The 13759-nt window shown below is 46.5% G+C and carries 12 protein-coding genes; 6 read left to right on the top strand and 6 right to left on the bottom strand.

Features of this window, described 5'->3' with window-relative positions:
* Window positions 1-3: 3 nt before the first annotated feature.
* From J4N40_RS00450 to trxA, 3 genes are all read right to left on the bottom strand, one after another.
* Entirely contained in the window at window positions 4-996 is a 993-nt protein-coding gene (locus J4N40_RS00450; protein WP_033907315.1) for a hypothetical protein, read from the bottom strand.
* A 106-nt stretch (window positions 997-1102) separates the two neighbouring features.
* Entirely contained in the window at window positions 1103-2362 is a 1260-nt protein-coding gene (gene rho, locus J4N40_RS00445) for a transcription termination factor Rho (RefSeq protein ID WP_005378757.1), read from the bottom strand.
* 196 nt (window positions 2363-2558) lie between these two features.
* Complete coding sequence (trxA, locus tag J4N40_RS00440) at window positions 2559-2885, bottom strand: thioredoxin TrxA (protein WP_004745500.1); 327 nt, start codon at window positions 2883-2885, stop codon at window positions 2559-2561.
* Window positions 2886-2996: 111 nt separating this feature from the next.
* Here trxA and rhlB point away from each other — a divergent pair, with 111 nt between their 5' ends.
* From rhlB to J4N40_RS00425, 3 genes are all read left to right on the top strand, one after another.
* The gene (rhlB, locus tag J4N40_RS00435; RefSeq protein ID WP_250654332.1) at window positions 2997-4322 is read left to right on the top strand and encodes an ATP-dependent RNA helicase RhlB; all 1326 of its coding nucleotides are present in this window, start codon (window positions 2997-2999) and stop codon (window positions 4320-4322) included.
* 20 nt (window positions 4323-4342) lie between these two features.
* On the top strand, window positions 4343-5836 hold the full coding sequence (gene gppA, locus J4N40_RS00430) for a guanosine-5'-triphosphate,3'-diphosphate diphosphatase (protein ID WP_005382885.1): 1494 nt from the start codon (window positions 4343-4345) through the stop codon (window positions 5834-5836).
* Between the two features lie 172 nt (window positions 5837-6008).
* Complete coding sequence (locus tag J4N40_RS00425) at window positions 6009-7652, top strand: sugar nucleotide-binding protein (RefSeq protein ID WP_017633802.1); 1644 nt, start codon at window positions 6009-6011, stop codon at window positions 7650-7652.
* Between the two features lie 222 nt (window positions 7653-7874).
* Here the strand turns inward: J4N40_RS00425 and J4N40_RS00420 are convergent, their stop codons facing one another.
* The 3 genes from J4N40_RS00420 to recQ form a co-directional block, all read right to left on the bottom strand.
* The gene (locus J4N40_RS00420; protein ID WP_005378770.1) at window positions 7875-8549 is read right to left on the bottom strand and encodes a 7-cyano-7-deazaguanine/7-aminomethyl-7-deazaguanine transporter; all 675 of its coding nucleotides are present in this window, start codon (window positions 8547-8549) and stop codon (window positions 7875-7877) included.
* Between the two features lie 234 nt (window positions 8550-8783).
* Window positions 8784-9089: a DUF3630 family protein gene (locus J4N40_RS00415; protein ID WP_005378772.1), complete on the bottom strand. Its 306-nt coding sequence runs from the start codon at window positions 9087-9089 to the stop codon at window positions 8784-8786.
* Window positions 9090-9098: 9 nt separating this feature from the next.
* Entirely contained in the window at window positions 9099-10934 is a 1836-nt protein-coding gene (gene recQ / locus J4N40_RS00410; protein ID WP_005451195.1) for an ATP-dependent DNA helicase RecQ, read from the bottom strand.
* Window positions 10935-11112: 178 nt separating this feature from the next.
* Between recQ and rarD the strand changes: the two genes are divergently transcribed.
* The 3 genes from rarD (at window position 11113) to J4N40_RS00395 (ending at window position 13650) form a co-directional block, all read left to right on the top strand.
* Complete coding sequence (gene rarD, locus J4N40_RS00405) at window positions 11113-12030, top strand: EamA family transporter RarD (protein ID WP_170890942.1); 918 nt, start codon at window positions 11113-11115, stop codon at window positions 12028-12030.
* A gap of 71 nt (window positions 12031-12101) precedes the next feature.
* Window positions 12102-12899 (top strand): AraC family transcriptional regulator, encoded by a 798-nt coding sequence (locus tag J4N40_RS00400; RefSeq protein WP_017633800.1) that lies wholly within the window; start codon window positions 12102-12104, stop codon window positions 12897-12899.
* 91 nt (window positions 12900-12990) lie between these two features.
* On the top strand, window positions 12991-13650 hold the full coding sequence (locus tag J4N40_RS00395; RefSeq protein ID WP_005378776.1) for a LysE family translocator: 660 nt from the start codon (window positions 12991-12993) through the stop codon (window positions 13648-13650).
* Window positions 13651-13759: the final 109 nt, after the last annotated feature.

The raw sequence follows: 13759 nt of genomic DNA, 5'->3' as shown, positions 1-13759 counted from the left end.
AGATTACTTTAATACTTGTTCAATCTGCCGAGTCTTTATCTGATGGTTCGAAGATACTAACTCTTCCAACCAGGTTTGATGCCCTTGTTGAGCAAGCTCTCGAGCAACCATGGTTGCTTCTTCTGATAACGCCATTTTTCTAACTAGAAACTGCTTTACTTGCGGAGATAGAGGGTTAGATTTTGTAAGTAGACTAATCGCTTCTGGCTTGAGTGATGGGTTAACTGTGGCATTCATCAATTGCTGAATGGAAAAAACGTCTCCAACCGCAGCTAAACGCTCAAGTTCGGACTGGCTGTTGTAATCAGCTTTCATCCGCCAGAGTAAGTTGTACACTTCCTCATCCTGACTAACTTGTGCCAACCTGACTATCACGGCCGTCGATGGTAACCAACTGGTCACATTTGCTTTGGTTAACTGGGCCGTTAATGCAGCAAGCGCATTGGGTGATAAGCTGTCTAACTCTCGAATCAAAAGCGCTTCACGCGCTTGAGCTTGTTGAGATGGCCCTGTAAGCCATTGCTTTAAGTTAAGCTCTCTTCGTTCAGCTTGTAAGACAAAGTCCAAGGTACTTTGGTCTTGTTTCCAACGCTTAATCAAGCGACTCGCAATAACGGGAAAGTTAAAAGCGGGTACACTAAATTCATACCCATCACCTCGCTCTAACACTTGATAAGTCGGGGTCATACGGATCTGGGACTCAACAAACAGAGCCATTCGAGGCGTGAGAATCACATCTTGCTTTTCAAGCTTTTCCAATAATTGAAAGCGCACCACCTCTTGTTGAGGCAAAGCAAGTCTATCAAGGGCAAATTTAAGCGAGTCGACTTCATCTCTGACAGCGTAATCAAGCAGTTCAGAGACTTTAGTATGTATTTGAGTATCCTGAAGCCACTGTTCTACTACAGACTCATGCATTTCCTTGGCAGATAATGTCGCAGGTAGAGTGATAAGTGACAAGCTCAGGAGTAATGACGACAACATTCCTTGTTGCATGTTAACCTCCCGATAACATTTCCTTCATTCTGATACTTCTATCGGGAGAAAGCAATAAAAAAGCCACCGATATACGGTGGCTTTTCGCAGAATAACTTATCTGAGACTATTGACGACGCATCGCATCGAAGAACTCATCGTTGGTCTTCGTCATCGCCAGCTTATCGATTAGGAACTCCATTGCGTCGATTTCGCCCATTGGGTGAACGATCTTACGCAGAATCCACATCTTCTGTAGTTCGTCAGTCTTCGTCAGTAGCTCTTCACGACGTGTACCTGAGCGGTTAAAGTCAATCGCAGGGAATACACGCTTCTCAGCAATCTTACGGTTCAAGTGCAGTTCCATGTTACCTGTACCCTTGAACTCTTCGTAGATAACTTCATCCATTTTAGAACCAGTATCTACTAGTGCCGTTGCGATGATAGTTAGGCTGCCGCCTTCTTCTACGTTACGTGCAGCACCGAAGAAACGCTTAGGACGATGTAATGCGTTTGCATCCACACCACCTGTTAGTACTTTACCTGATGAAGGCACTACGGTGTTGTAAGCACGAGCTAGGCGAGTGATAGAGTCAAGCAAGATAACTACGTCTTTCTTATGTTCAACAAGACGTTTTGCTTTCTCGATCACCATTTCCGCTACTTGTACGTGACGAGATGCTGGCTCATCGAAAGTCGACGCAACCACTTCACCTTTAACTAGGCGCTGCATCTCAGTTACTTCTTCTGGACGTTCGTCGATAAGAAGAACCATCAACTCACACTCTGGGTGGTTGTACGCGATGCTTTGCGCGATGTTTTGCAGAAGCATTGTTTTACCCGCTTTAGGCGGAGCAACAATCAGACCACGTTGACCTTTACCGATTGGCGATGCCAAGTCTAAAACACGTGCTGTAATGTCTTCTGTTGAACCGTTACCACGCTCCATAACCATGCGCTCATTCGCATGTAGAGGGGTAAGGTTTTCAAATAGGATCTTGTTACGGGCGTTGTCTGGTTTATCGTCGTTAACGGTATTGACTTTTAGAAGGGCAAAGTAACGTTCACCGTCTTTTGGTGGACGAATTTTACCAGCGATAGAGTCACCAGTACGTAGGTTAAAGCGACGAATCTGACTTGGTGATACGTAGATATCGTCCGGACCCGCAAGGTATGAACTATCTGCACTGCGTAGGAAACCAAAGCCGTCTTGCAGAATTTCCAGAACCCCATCGCCAAAGATGTCTTCGCCGCCTTTCGCGTGCGCTTTTAAAATCGCGAAGATGATGTCTTGTTTTCTTAAGCGAGCTAGGTTCTCTAATCCTAAGCTTTCGCCCAGTTTTACAAGGTCAGACACAGGTCTGTTCTTCAGTTCGGTAAGGTTCATGGTGGTGGATTCTTGTTTAGTCAAAATAAGATCTGTTTTCTAGTTAAGATGGATTTGGTCTCAGGATCGACCAAGAAGAGAAATTTGTTCAATTAACGCGCGATAAGTTAGCACTAATTAGTATTCTAGTCCAGAGTTAGAAAAACAAAACCGTGCATTGTAACTTTGCACGGTTTTATCTGTAATCACTTGGTGATTATAAGTTTGCGTCTAGGAACTCTTTTAGTTGAGTTTTAGACAGAGCACCTACTTTCGTTGCCGCTACGTTACCATCTTTAAATAGTAATAGCGTTGGAATGCCGCGAATACCAAACTTAGGTGGTGTACCTGCGTTATGGTCGATGTTTAGTTTACCGATAGTGAGTTTGCCTTCGTACTCGTCTGCGATTTCGTCCAAAATAGGAGCGATCATTTTACAAGGACCACACCATTCTGCCCAAAAATCCACTAGAACCGGGCCTGCAGCGTTGATTACATCGTTTTCAAAACCGTCATCAGTTAGCTGCAAAATCTTATCACTCATCTTCCACTCCAATGTGTTTTTCGAAACTGGTTGGATGATAACCAGTAATTAGATGCCCTATTGGAATGTATTTACTTTCGTATTGCAAGCTTTAGCTGATATTCTATAGCCATGAAAAAGACGCATATCACAGAGCAAAAGTTCGCCGATTTGGGCTTAAAGCCCCAAGTTATTGAAGGATTGGACAAAAAAGGGTTCGAATTTTGTACCCCTATCCAAGCCTTGGCGTTGCCGGTCCTGCTCACCGGCCAAGACATCGCAGGCCAGGCCCAAACGGGTACTGGTAAAACGCTCGCGTTTCTTACTGCTACGTTCAACCACCTTCTGACGACTCCGGAACATGAAGGTCGTAAGCCTACACAGCCACGCGCAATTATTATGGCGCCTACACGTGAGCTCGCTATTCAGATTTACAATGATGCAGAATCATTAACTGAAAGCACAGGTCTAAAAACCGCTCTAGCTTACGGTGGTGAAAGCTACGACAAGCAACTTGCGAAACTGCAAGACGGCGTAGATATTCTGATCGGAACAACAGGCCGTATCATCGATTTCTACAAACAGCGCGTATTTAACCTCAACAACATTCAAGCTGTTGTTCTGGACGAAGCCGACCGCATGTTCGATCTTGGCTTTATTAAAGACATTCGCTTCTTGTTCCGTCGTATGCCTGAGCCAAAAGAGCGTTTGAACATGCTGTTCTCAGCAACGCTGTCTTACCGCGTTCAAGAACTGGCATTCGAACACATGAATACTCCTGAGCATGTCGTTGTCGAACCAGAACAAAAAACTGGCCACCGTATCCAGGAAGAGCTTTTCTATCCTTCGAATGAAGACAAAATGGCGCTGCTTCAAACACTAATTGAAGAAGAGTGGCCAGATCGCGCTATCATTTTTGCCAATACCAAGCATAAGTGTGAATCGGTTTGGGGACATTTGGCTGCCGATGGACACCGTGTAGGCCTTCTTACTGGCGATGTACCGCAGAAGAAGCGTGAGAAGATTCTTGAGCAATTCACCAAAGGTGATGTCGACATCTTAGTTGCAACTGACGTTGCAGCGCGTGGTCTGCATATTCCTCAGGTAACGCACGTTTTCAACTACGACCTTCCTGACGACTGTGAAGATTATGTTCACCGTATTGGCCGTACTGGTCGCGCTGGTGCGAGCGGTCATTCGATCAGTTTTGCTTGTGAAGAGTACGCGGTTAACCTACCAGCAATCGAAGAATACATTGAGCATACAATCCCAGTTTCAGAGTACGATTCGTCGGCACTGATTCAAGATCTACCAGCTCCGATTCGTATGCGTGCACCACGCAACCAACAGCGCCGCACGAATACTGGCGGTACCCGTTCTGGTTCTGGTTCTGGTAACCGTAAGCCGCAGGGACGTCGTCCACGCCAACCGCGTCAATCGGCACCAAAACAATCGTAATAGGAAACTGAGTTCGTTTTATGAGTCAAGCAGGATCATCACCGCTATATGCCGCCATCGACCTCGGGTCGAACAGTTTTCACATGCTCGTTGTGCGTCACATCGATGGCAGCGTTCAAACAATGGCTAAAATTAAGCGCAAAGTTCGTCTAGCAGCGGGCTTAGATGAACATAATTCTCTTAGTATGGAAGCTATGCAGCGAGGATGGGACTGCTTAAGTCTATTTGCGGAACGCTTGCAGGACATTCCTAAACAAAACATTCGCATCGTCGGTACTGCAACATTACGTACCGCGACCAATGTAGATGTGTTTTTAGAAAAGGCTAACCAAATTCTAGGCCAGCCTATCGAAGTGATTACTGGTGAAGAAGAAGCTGCCACTATCTATAAAGGTGTCGCTCACACCTCTGGCGGTAGTGGTCGTCGCCTTGTAGTCGATATCGGTGGAGCAAGTACCGAACTGATTATCGGGGAAGGTTTCGAAGCCAAAGCACTGACCAGCTTAAAAATGGGCTGCGTGACTTGGCTTGAAAACTTCTTTAAAGATCGCCAATTGAATGCTCGTAACTTTGACGCGGCAATTGAAGGAGCGAAACAGACCATCCAGCCGATTTTAGAACGTTATACAGAAATTGGTTGGGATGTGTGTGTTGGTGCATCAGGCACTGTTCAGGCATTGCAAGAGATAATGCTGGCGCAAGGCATGGACGAAGTAATCACTCACTCCAAACTCAAGCGTCTACAGAAGCAAGCCATGTTGGCCGACCATTTAGAAGAGCTCGATATTGAAGGCTTAACACTTGAGCGTGCATTAGTGTTCCCTAGTGGCCTCTCTATTTTGATTGCCGTTTTTGAATTGCTTGAAATCGATGCTATGACACTGGCTGGCGGCGCACTACGCGAAGGCTTAGTGTATGAGATGGTTGAAGAGCTTCGTCAAGAAGACATTCGTGCCCGCACTATCGCTAGCGTACAAAATCGCTATCAGCTCGATCACCAATACGGCGAACAAGTCGCTACTCTGGCACACACGCTTTTACAGCAAGCTGGGGGCGATGAGTGGATTACAGAGCCTCAGGGCAAGATATTACTCGAGACCGCCGCAAAACTGCATGAAATTGGCTTAACTATCGATTTCAAAAAAGGCGGAGAGCATAGTGCTTACTTGCTACAGAATTTGGATCTGCCTGGTTACACGCGCGCACAGAAGTTCTTTATTGGTGAAGTGGCTCGTCGCTATCGCGAACAGCTCACTTCTTTACCTGAGCAGCATGCATTATCAGGCTCAAGTGCCAAACGAGTATTGAGACTGTTGCGTCTTGCGGTTCTACTCAGCCATCGTCGCAATCCTGATCTAGAGCCAAATGTGACTCTAACAGTTGAAGGCGACAATCTAACGTTACACATTGATGCGCAATGGCTAGAGAAAAACCCACTGACTGCGGCTGAGTTGGAAATTGAATCCAACCGTCAGACAGACATCGGCTGGCCATTAAATATCGTAGCAAAATAAGCGAATATCACTGCCTTACAATACTAAAGCCCAGGCGTTCGCTTGGGCTTTTTTGCATCTACTTCCCCTACAAAACGTGCTGCCCAGCAAAAATCTCAGCTTCTCCGCTCTACATCGAAAAACAGCCATGCTTTATTGATAAGCACGATTTAGCCAACCAAGATGCACCATAATGAAAACCGTTTTAATGACTGGCTTAACTGGCACCCTCGCCCCTAAAGTTGCTCATCAGTTCCACCTCCGTGGCTGGAACGTATTGGAATGGAATCACCACCAAATCCCACCAGATGATCCACAGCAAAGTGAGCAATTTTGGCAACAGCACCACATTGATGCGGTGTGCCACATGGCGATGGGGAGTGAAGCGTGGGCAGCGTGGCTTGGTGAGCACTGCAAACAGCGCAACATTCCTTATCTTTTTGTCAGTACAGCAATGGTATTTGATGCCACAAAAAATGGGCCTTATGGCATCTTTGAAGAAAGAAACACCCAAGATGAATACGGCAAATACAAAGTTCGTTGTGAAGATGCAATCTGGCAAGCAAATCCAGATGCGATGATTGCTCGAATTGGTTGGCAGCTCCATCACCAAGCAGAAGGCAATAACATGTTGGCGCATCTCGACCGCCAATATGAAGAGAACGGCGTTATTACCGCTAGTACAGTTTGGTATCCCGCGACTTCTCATATGGACGATACTGCACTCGCCTTTTTGCAGCTTATTGAGCGGAACGAAGCAGGTTTATACCATTTTGATAGCAACTTAAAGGATAAGTGGAATTTCTACGAACTCGTTTGTGCACTCAAGCAGCATTACAACAAGCCATGGCAAGTGCTGCCAAGCAATGATTATCACCATGACCAACGTCTAACAGATGAACGAATTGCCTTGCCGCCATTGAGTGAACGTTTCAACAAGCCAGAGCAAATCAAACAAGCTGGCATCATAGGCATCAACTGGGGACGCACGCACATTCCCCACTATCGAAACAATGGTGTATCGGTCACAACGTTATGCGCCAACCAAATAGAACCGCTTCAGCAAGCGTGCAGTGAGGAAGCAATCCCAAAGGCAGAAACGAACATCAGCGCACTCAAACTACTTGATGTCGTGACCATCGCGACACCTGCGCATACTCATGCAGAGATCATAAAGACGTTAGGTTCAACCAAGCTTATCTGTGAAAAGCCATTGGTGGGATTGAATTCTGACATAACTCACTGGCAGCAACCGAACGCCAACCTATTGGTTAATTACGCCTTTGCTCAGCTTAATACCGCCAAGACGATAGAGAAGTGGCTCACTTCGCAAACCCAACCTTGTGTGGTCAATCTAGTCACCCAAGTTAACCTACCGGGCACCTTCACGCTCAAAGAGTGGTTTCTTGAAACTGCCAGTCACCCTATATCTTGGTTGCTGCACTGCTTTGGAGACTATTATCAATCGACACTGGTTGAGGAAAACGGCCAACTGATCGTTGATCTGCAATGTGGCGACCACCAGCTAAGGTTTGTATTTGAACTAACAGGTGAACCGGGCATCGAGCACAATCTAACGATTCAATCCAACCAGACCTTAACCAGCAAAGGCTACTACCGTGTCGGAGAAAAATGGCGTTTCGAGCCCATTCTCGTTAATGGCAACGCGATAAATGATGGAGAGTACAGCGAGTCTGATTGCTGGCAGGACGCCAATCAACGCAGTGTCGGTTTGATGTTGGCGATGTTCAATCAAAGCATCAGCTGGGATAACGGCCTGCAACTTGGCGCCTTCGATGCGCAAAAAGCCATTTTGATTGAGAAGATGCTCTGTTAGCCATTTCACCAGCGAGCTTCCTCTACGTGCCGTACCTTCGATTAAAAGGTCTCACTCGGGACCTTTTTTACTGCTCATTTTTACCTTCGTACAGCTCAGGGAGCTTTTGGACACCCATGATCTAATTGCTCCCCACGCTGTACAAAACCCTCTAAATCCCAGTAAGCAGGTACAAAAAAGCCGCTTGATTTAAGCAAGCGGCTTTCGGGGTTCCCACTGATATTAAGACTGAACGCTTGTCGTCACCTTAAAGTCAGGGTTCACCGCAGTCAGCTTCTTAATTAGGTAATTCAGTAATACGCCGTACATCGGAACGAACAAACCAAGACTGATAATCAGTTTGAAGCCGTAATCCACCAGCGCGATTTCCGTCCAATGCTCTGCCATAAATGGATCTGGGCTTTGATAGAACGCAATGGCGAAGAAAGCGATGGTATCAAGTGCATTACCGAAAAGCGTTGAACACGTTGGTGCCACCCACCATTGCTTCATTTGACGTAGGCGGTTGAACACGTGCACATCCATGATCTGACCAAGTAGGTACGCCATGAAGCTAGCAATCGCGATACGAGCAACGAATAAGTTAAATTCCCCTAGGTGACCAAAACCTTGGAATTGACCTTCGAAGAACACCACCGATAAGAAGTAAGACACTGCCAAAGCAGGCAACATCACTAAGAAGATGATCTTACGCGCCAACTGAGCACCGAAAATACGCACCGTTAAGTCAGTCGCTAGGAATATAAATGGGAAAGTGAATGCGCCCCAAGTGGTATGGAAACCGAAAATAGTAAACGGTAGCTGAACTAGGTAATTGCTAGATGCAATAATGACTAGGTGGAATAGAACCAGATAGATAAGGGCGTTGCGCTGCTGCGCAGGGGTAAAGTTACTCATGCGATACCTTTTTAGTTTGGTTTGGGGGTGAGGGAACCCAAATCGAGTCACTGAATAAAGTGGCTCTTACCAACAATGTAAAATGAAAAATAAACTGGCTTGGCTCTTTCTGAGCGAAGCGGTGGGCGATTATACATTAACCACTTTTCGCCGCAAGTCGTCTGTTTTACGCAAACGTTTGAGCATAAAAAAGGGTGTTTCATGTGAAACACCCTTTCAAGAAAAGTTCTATTTTTAGAAGCCGCGTTGAAACAATCCTGCGAGATAATCCAACTCTTCCCTGCTCTCTTCAATCGCTAACGCTTCAAACCAAATCGCTTCGCTGTAATGCTCTGCTTTCATAAACAGTCGGCAACCTTCAAAGTCGATCAGCCAAGAGTGAATGTCCGCATCCCACTGCTTTTCCACCACAGTAGCAGAAAGCAAGCCGACTAAACGCTCACCTAAAGCAGGAAAGCTATCAAGGTCAAAGCTCGGCGCAGTAATGATTAAGCGACCTTCTTGTGCCATGTAGTCCGCTAAGCCAAATTCCTTTTGCATCTTGGTTCCTTATCCGTGGTGAGTAATGTGTTCTTGAATCAAATCAAGGAATGGGTCGGCGTACTTCTCTAGTTTGCGCTGACCAACACCGCTGACTGCCAGCATTTCGCCGTAAGACGTTGGCAGAATTTCCGCCATATCAATCAGAGTCGCATCACTGAAGACCACGTATGGTGGCAAACCATCTTCATCAGCAATCGACTTACGCAGCTTACGTAACTTAGCAAACAGCTTTTTGTCGTAGTTCTTGCTGGTCAGTTTATCTGATTTCGCCGCACGTGCTGCGGTGTCTAAACGCGGAACCGCTAACTCTAGAGTCACATCGCCACGCAACAACGGACGCGCCTCTTCGGTAAGTTGCAACGTTGAGTTACGCGTGATGTTTTGGAACAACAGCCCTTTGTGGATTAACTGACGGAAGATACTCACCCAGTAATCGTGGCTGTGATCGCGCCCTATCGCGTAGGTAGAAATCTTATCGTGACCGTTTTCACGTACACGAATGTTTTGCATGCCACGTAGCACTTCTACCACGTAGCCCATACCAAAGCTCTGATTCACTCGGTACACACAAGACAACGCCTTACGCGCTTCTTCCGTGGCATCAAAGTGTTTCGGTGGATCTAAGCAAATATCACAGTTGCCACATGGCTTCTCACGATACTCACCAAAGTAATTCAATAGCACCTGACGACGACAGGTTTGCGCCTCAGCAAAGGCACTCATCGCATTCAGTTTATGGGTTTCCACCTGCTTCTGTGGACCATCGTCTTTCTCATCCAACATACGACGCAGCCAACTGATGTCCGCCGGGTCATACAACATCATCGCTTCGGCAGGCAAACCATCACGCCCTGCACGACCGGTTTCCTGATAGTAGGATTCGATATTGCGCGGGATATCAAAGTGAACCACAAAACGCACGTTTGGTTTGTTGATGCCCATACCGAATGCCACGGTCGCCACCACGATCTGGATATCATCGCGTTGGAAAGCTTCTTGAACGTAAGCGCGCTCATCGGCATCCATACCTGCGTGATAACCAGCAGCACGAATGTGGTTGTTGCACAGCTTCTCGGTCACCATCTCAACTTTCTTACGGCTACCACAATAGATGATGCCGCAATTCCCCTTTTGGGTTTCAAGATAACGAACGATTTGCGAAACCGGCTTGTGCTTCTCAACTAAGTTGTAGCGAATGTTGGGACGGTCGAAGCTGCCTAGGTAAACCTCTGGATTATTCAGTTGCAGGCGTTCAAGAATATCTCGGCGCGTTGCGTCATCTGCTGTCGCCGTCAGCGCCATAAATGGCACATGGGAAAACTGCTGCTTAAGCTGACCAAGCGCGGCGTATTCTGGCCGAAAATCGTGTCCCCACTGGGAAATACAGTGCGCTTCATCGACAGCAATCATCGATAGCGGCAAGTTTTCCAAGCGCTCAATGAAATCACGCATCAATACGCGTTCTGGTGAGACGTACACCAACTTAAGATGACCAGTGTGCATGCGGTTATATACGCTGAGCAGTTCTTCACGAGGCATGGTCGAGTTAATGCATTCAGCCGCTACACCGTTGGCTTTAAGCTGGTCCACTTGGTCTTTCATCAGCGAGATAAGCGGAGAAATCACCAAAGTAATACCAGAGCGAACCAAAGCAGGGATTTGATAACACAGCGACTTACCGCCACCAGTAGGCAGGATAACTAAGCTGTCGCGACCTTCTACCGCAGCATCAATCACCAACTGCTGACCATCACGGAACTCTTGGTAACCAAACACATCCTCCAACACACGTTGAGGCGTTACAGGCGAATCAGATTGTTCGGCTAACAAGGTCGAGGTCATGAAAAGTCTCAGATTGGGTCTTAAAAAAGAGGTGCTTATGCATACCACTGGCACACAAAGTGAGGGCACATTGTAATGGGGTTTCATGGTGAATAAAACCGCAAATTGTTAGGTGTTTCGCATCACGACTCGTATACTGATTTTCTGCTCTATAAAACACACAATTAGGTGACACTTCATGACACCAGAAGACGTACAACAACGCGCGCGGCAAGGCATCTTGCTAGCGATTGGCGCGTATACCATGTGGGGCATTGCGCCGATGTACTTTAAGTCCATCGCACAAGTATCTCCTTTGGAAATTCTCAGCCACCGAGTGATATGGTCTTTCTTTTTGCTTGCTGCACTCCTCCATTTTGGCCGTCACTGGCGCTCGGCTTACCACATCGCGAAAGACAAAACGAAAATCGCTTACCTGATCGCAAGTTCCATGTTAATTGGCGGCAATTGGTTGATTTTCATTTGGGCGGTAAACTCGAATCATATGCTCGACGCCAGCTTAGGTTATTACATTAATCCACTGATCAACGTCTTACTCGGGATGGTCTTCCTTGGTGAGCGACTGCGTAAATTACAGTGGTTCGCGGTTGTATTGGCAGGTTGTGGCGTACTCGTTCAACTGATTGTATTTGGCTCCGTACCCGTTGTTGCGATGGCGTTAGCAATGAGCTTCGGCTTTTATGGCTTATTAAGAAAGAAAGTCAGTGTCGATGCAAAAACTGGCTTGTTTATTGAGACATTACTTCTACTGCCAGTGGCCGCTGTTTATTTGCTTTTTGTTGCCGATACACCAACCTCAAATATGCTTACGAATCCACTTACGTTAAATAGTTTGTTGATCGCAGCTGGGGTTATAACAACCCTGCCACTGCTGTGCTTTACGGGTGCAGCAACAAGACTCAAATTATCGACTTTGGGCTTTTTCCAATATATAGGCCCAAGCTTAATGTTTTTACTTGCAGTATTGATGTATGGCGAACCCTTTACCATGGATAAAGCGATCACTTTCGTCTTTATTTGGGGAGCACTAGTCGTGTTTAGCTTTGATGGATTACGTAATAACCGTCGCTCACGCCGAATCGTTCAGCCACAGTGATCGTTTTTTACAAGACAAGTTAGAAATTGCCAGATAAGCTTGGTCATAATGTGACCAAGCTTTTTTATTTAATGGAACATATTCAGTACTACGCAACCGACCATGACAACTTGAGTCTAATAGAGGCGAAATACCAGAAATTTGCTTTTCAAAGGCATTACCATCTGGATTTTCATCTCGGCCTGATCACGCATGGTGCGCAGAAGTTCCAATACCAAGGTAACAGCCACCAAGTTGGTCACGGGCAAATTGTGATTATGCCGCCGGATGAGCTGCACGACGGGCAATCTAAGCTCGAGAGTGGCTACGAAGTAAATGTGTTTGCGATCGAACCTCACCTATTGAGCGATCTAGCCGATCTTAAGAAAAACGGTCAAATAATACACTTCAACGAACTGATCATCTCGGATCCCCAGATATTTTCACAACTTAGTAACTTACACGGGCTACTTCGTCGTGAAAACCTCAGCCAACTCACTAAAGATTGCCTTCCTTTTGAAGGATTTAACCAACTTTTTGATCGCTACGGATCGCTTGAGCGACAAAAAGTGGTGCCGCTAGGAAACCAATCGCTTGGGACGTTAAAAGATTATCTAATGGCTAACCTTGACCAAGCGGTGCGTTTGGATTCACTTTCAGAGCTGTGCCAACTGAGCCCAACTCAGTTCCAGCGCCACTTTAAAGCGCAAACCGGCATGACGCCTTATGCGTGGTTCGCACGCCTGCGCCTTGAACAAGGCATGAAGTTACTGCAAGCTGGTCAATGTGGTACCGACGTCGCCCACCAGATCGGTTTCTACGATCAAGCGCATTTCAGCAAAGCGTTTAAACAGACCTACGGCGTTTCCCCTTCTCAAGTGGCTCGTTAATTTCATTTACCGAGAAAGCTGTCAGTTTTTTACAAGCGCCACAGGTGACTTACCACGACAATAGCCGCATTGGTTAAATTTGAGATGTGTTATGAATGAATCCACCATATTGCTGACACTCGCCAGCATTCACTTTATTGCCCTAATGAGTCCAGGTCCGGACTTTGCGCTGGTCGTACAAAATGCGACGCGTCATGGTCGTCAAACTGGCTTGTACATTGCGTTGGGATTGTCCGTCGGTATCTTGCTACACTCTTTGTTCAGCCTGACAGGTGTGAGTTTTGTCGTCCACCAACACCCAGTGCTGTATTCCGTGGTACAACTGCTCGGTGGTAGTTACCTGCTCTACTTAGGAATTGGCGCATTGCGTGCCGTGATCTCGATGATCCAAAACCCACTGACGGATCAACCTAAGAAGCAAAATAACCTAGTGATCAGCAATAAGCGTCAAGCGTTTGCTAAAGGGTTTGCGACCAACATTCTTAACCCAAAAGCCCTGGTGTTCTTTGTCAGTTTGATGTCGAGTTTAGTCCCAGCAGGTATGTCGATTACTGGCAAAGGTATTGCACTGGTCATCCTGTTTGGCTTGTCGCTATTCTGGTTCTCTAGCCTTGCATGGATGCTGTCGACACAGCGCTTACAGCGTAAATTGCAACAAGCGGGTATCTACATCGACGGTCTATGCGGCGTGGTATTTACTCTAGTGGGCGGCAGTATTCTATACCAAACTATCAATACTTTTATCGGATAAAGTACTGATTTAAAAGCGTAGCACAATCGACATTTCTAAGATTGCTGACTCGACGTGACTCTCCATAACTGCCAAGCTCAAAGCACAAAACTGGCAACATGGAGAGTCA

The sequence above is a fragment of the Vibrio sp. SCSIO 43097 genome, assembly GCF_023650755.1.
GTDB classification, from domain to species: Bacteria; Pseudomonadota; Gammaproteobacteria; order Enterobacterales; family Vibrionaceae; genus Vibrio; species Vibrio alginolyticus.
Note: the sequence above shows the minus strand (reverse complement) of the source record. Positions and strands in the feature narration are given on the sequence as shown.

Coding starts and splice junctions, on each gene's coding strand:
- J4N40_RS00450 (WP_033907315.1), bottom strand. CDS start 996: ATGCAACAAGGAATGTTGTCGTCATTACTCCTGAGCTTGTCACTTATC.
- rho (WP_005378757.1), bottom strand. CDS start 2,362: ATGAACCTTACCGAACTGAAGAACAGACCTGTGTCTGACCTTGTAAAA.
- trxA (WP_004745500.1), bottom strand. CDS start 2,885: ATGAGTGATAAGATTTTGCAGCTAACTGATGACGGTTTTGAAAACGAT.
- rhlB (WP_250654332.1), top strand. CDS start 2,997: ATGAAAAAGACGCATATCACAGAGCAAAAGTTCGCCGATTTGGGCTTA.
- gppA (WP_005382885.1), top strand. CDS start 4,343: ATGAGTCAAGCAGGATCATCACCGCTATATGCCGCCATCGACCTCGGG.
- J4N40_RS00425 (WP_017633802.1), top strand. CDS start 6,009: ATGAAAACCGTTTTAATGACTGGCTTAACTGGCACCCTCGCCCCTAAA.
- J4N40_RS00420 (WP_005378770.1), bottom strand. CDS start 8,549: ATGAGTAACTTTACCCCTGCGCAGCAGCGCAACGCCCTTATCTATCTG.
- J4N40_RS00415 (WP_005378772.1), bottom strand. CDS start 9,089: ATGCAAAAGGAATTTGGCTTAGCGGACTACATGGCACAAGAAGGTCGC.
- recQ (WP_005451195.1), bottom strand. CDS start 10,934: ATGACCTCGACCTTGTTAGCCGAACAATCTGATTCGCCTGTAACGCCT.
- rarD (WP_170890942.1), top strand. CDS start 11,113: ATGACACCAGAAGACGTACAACAACGCGCGCGGCAAGGCATCTTGCTA.
- J4N40_RS00400 (WP_017633800.1), top strand. CDS start 12,102: ATGGAACATATTCAGTACTACGCAACCGACCATGACAACTTGAGTCTA.
- J4N40_RS00395 (WP_005378776.1), top strand. CDS start 12,991: ATGAATGAATCCACCATATTGCTGACACTCGCCAGCATTCACTTTATT.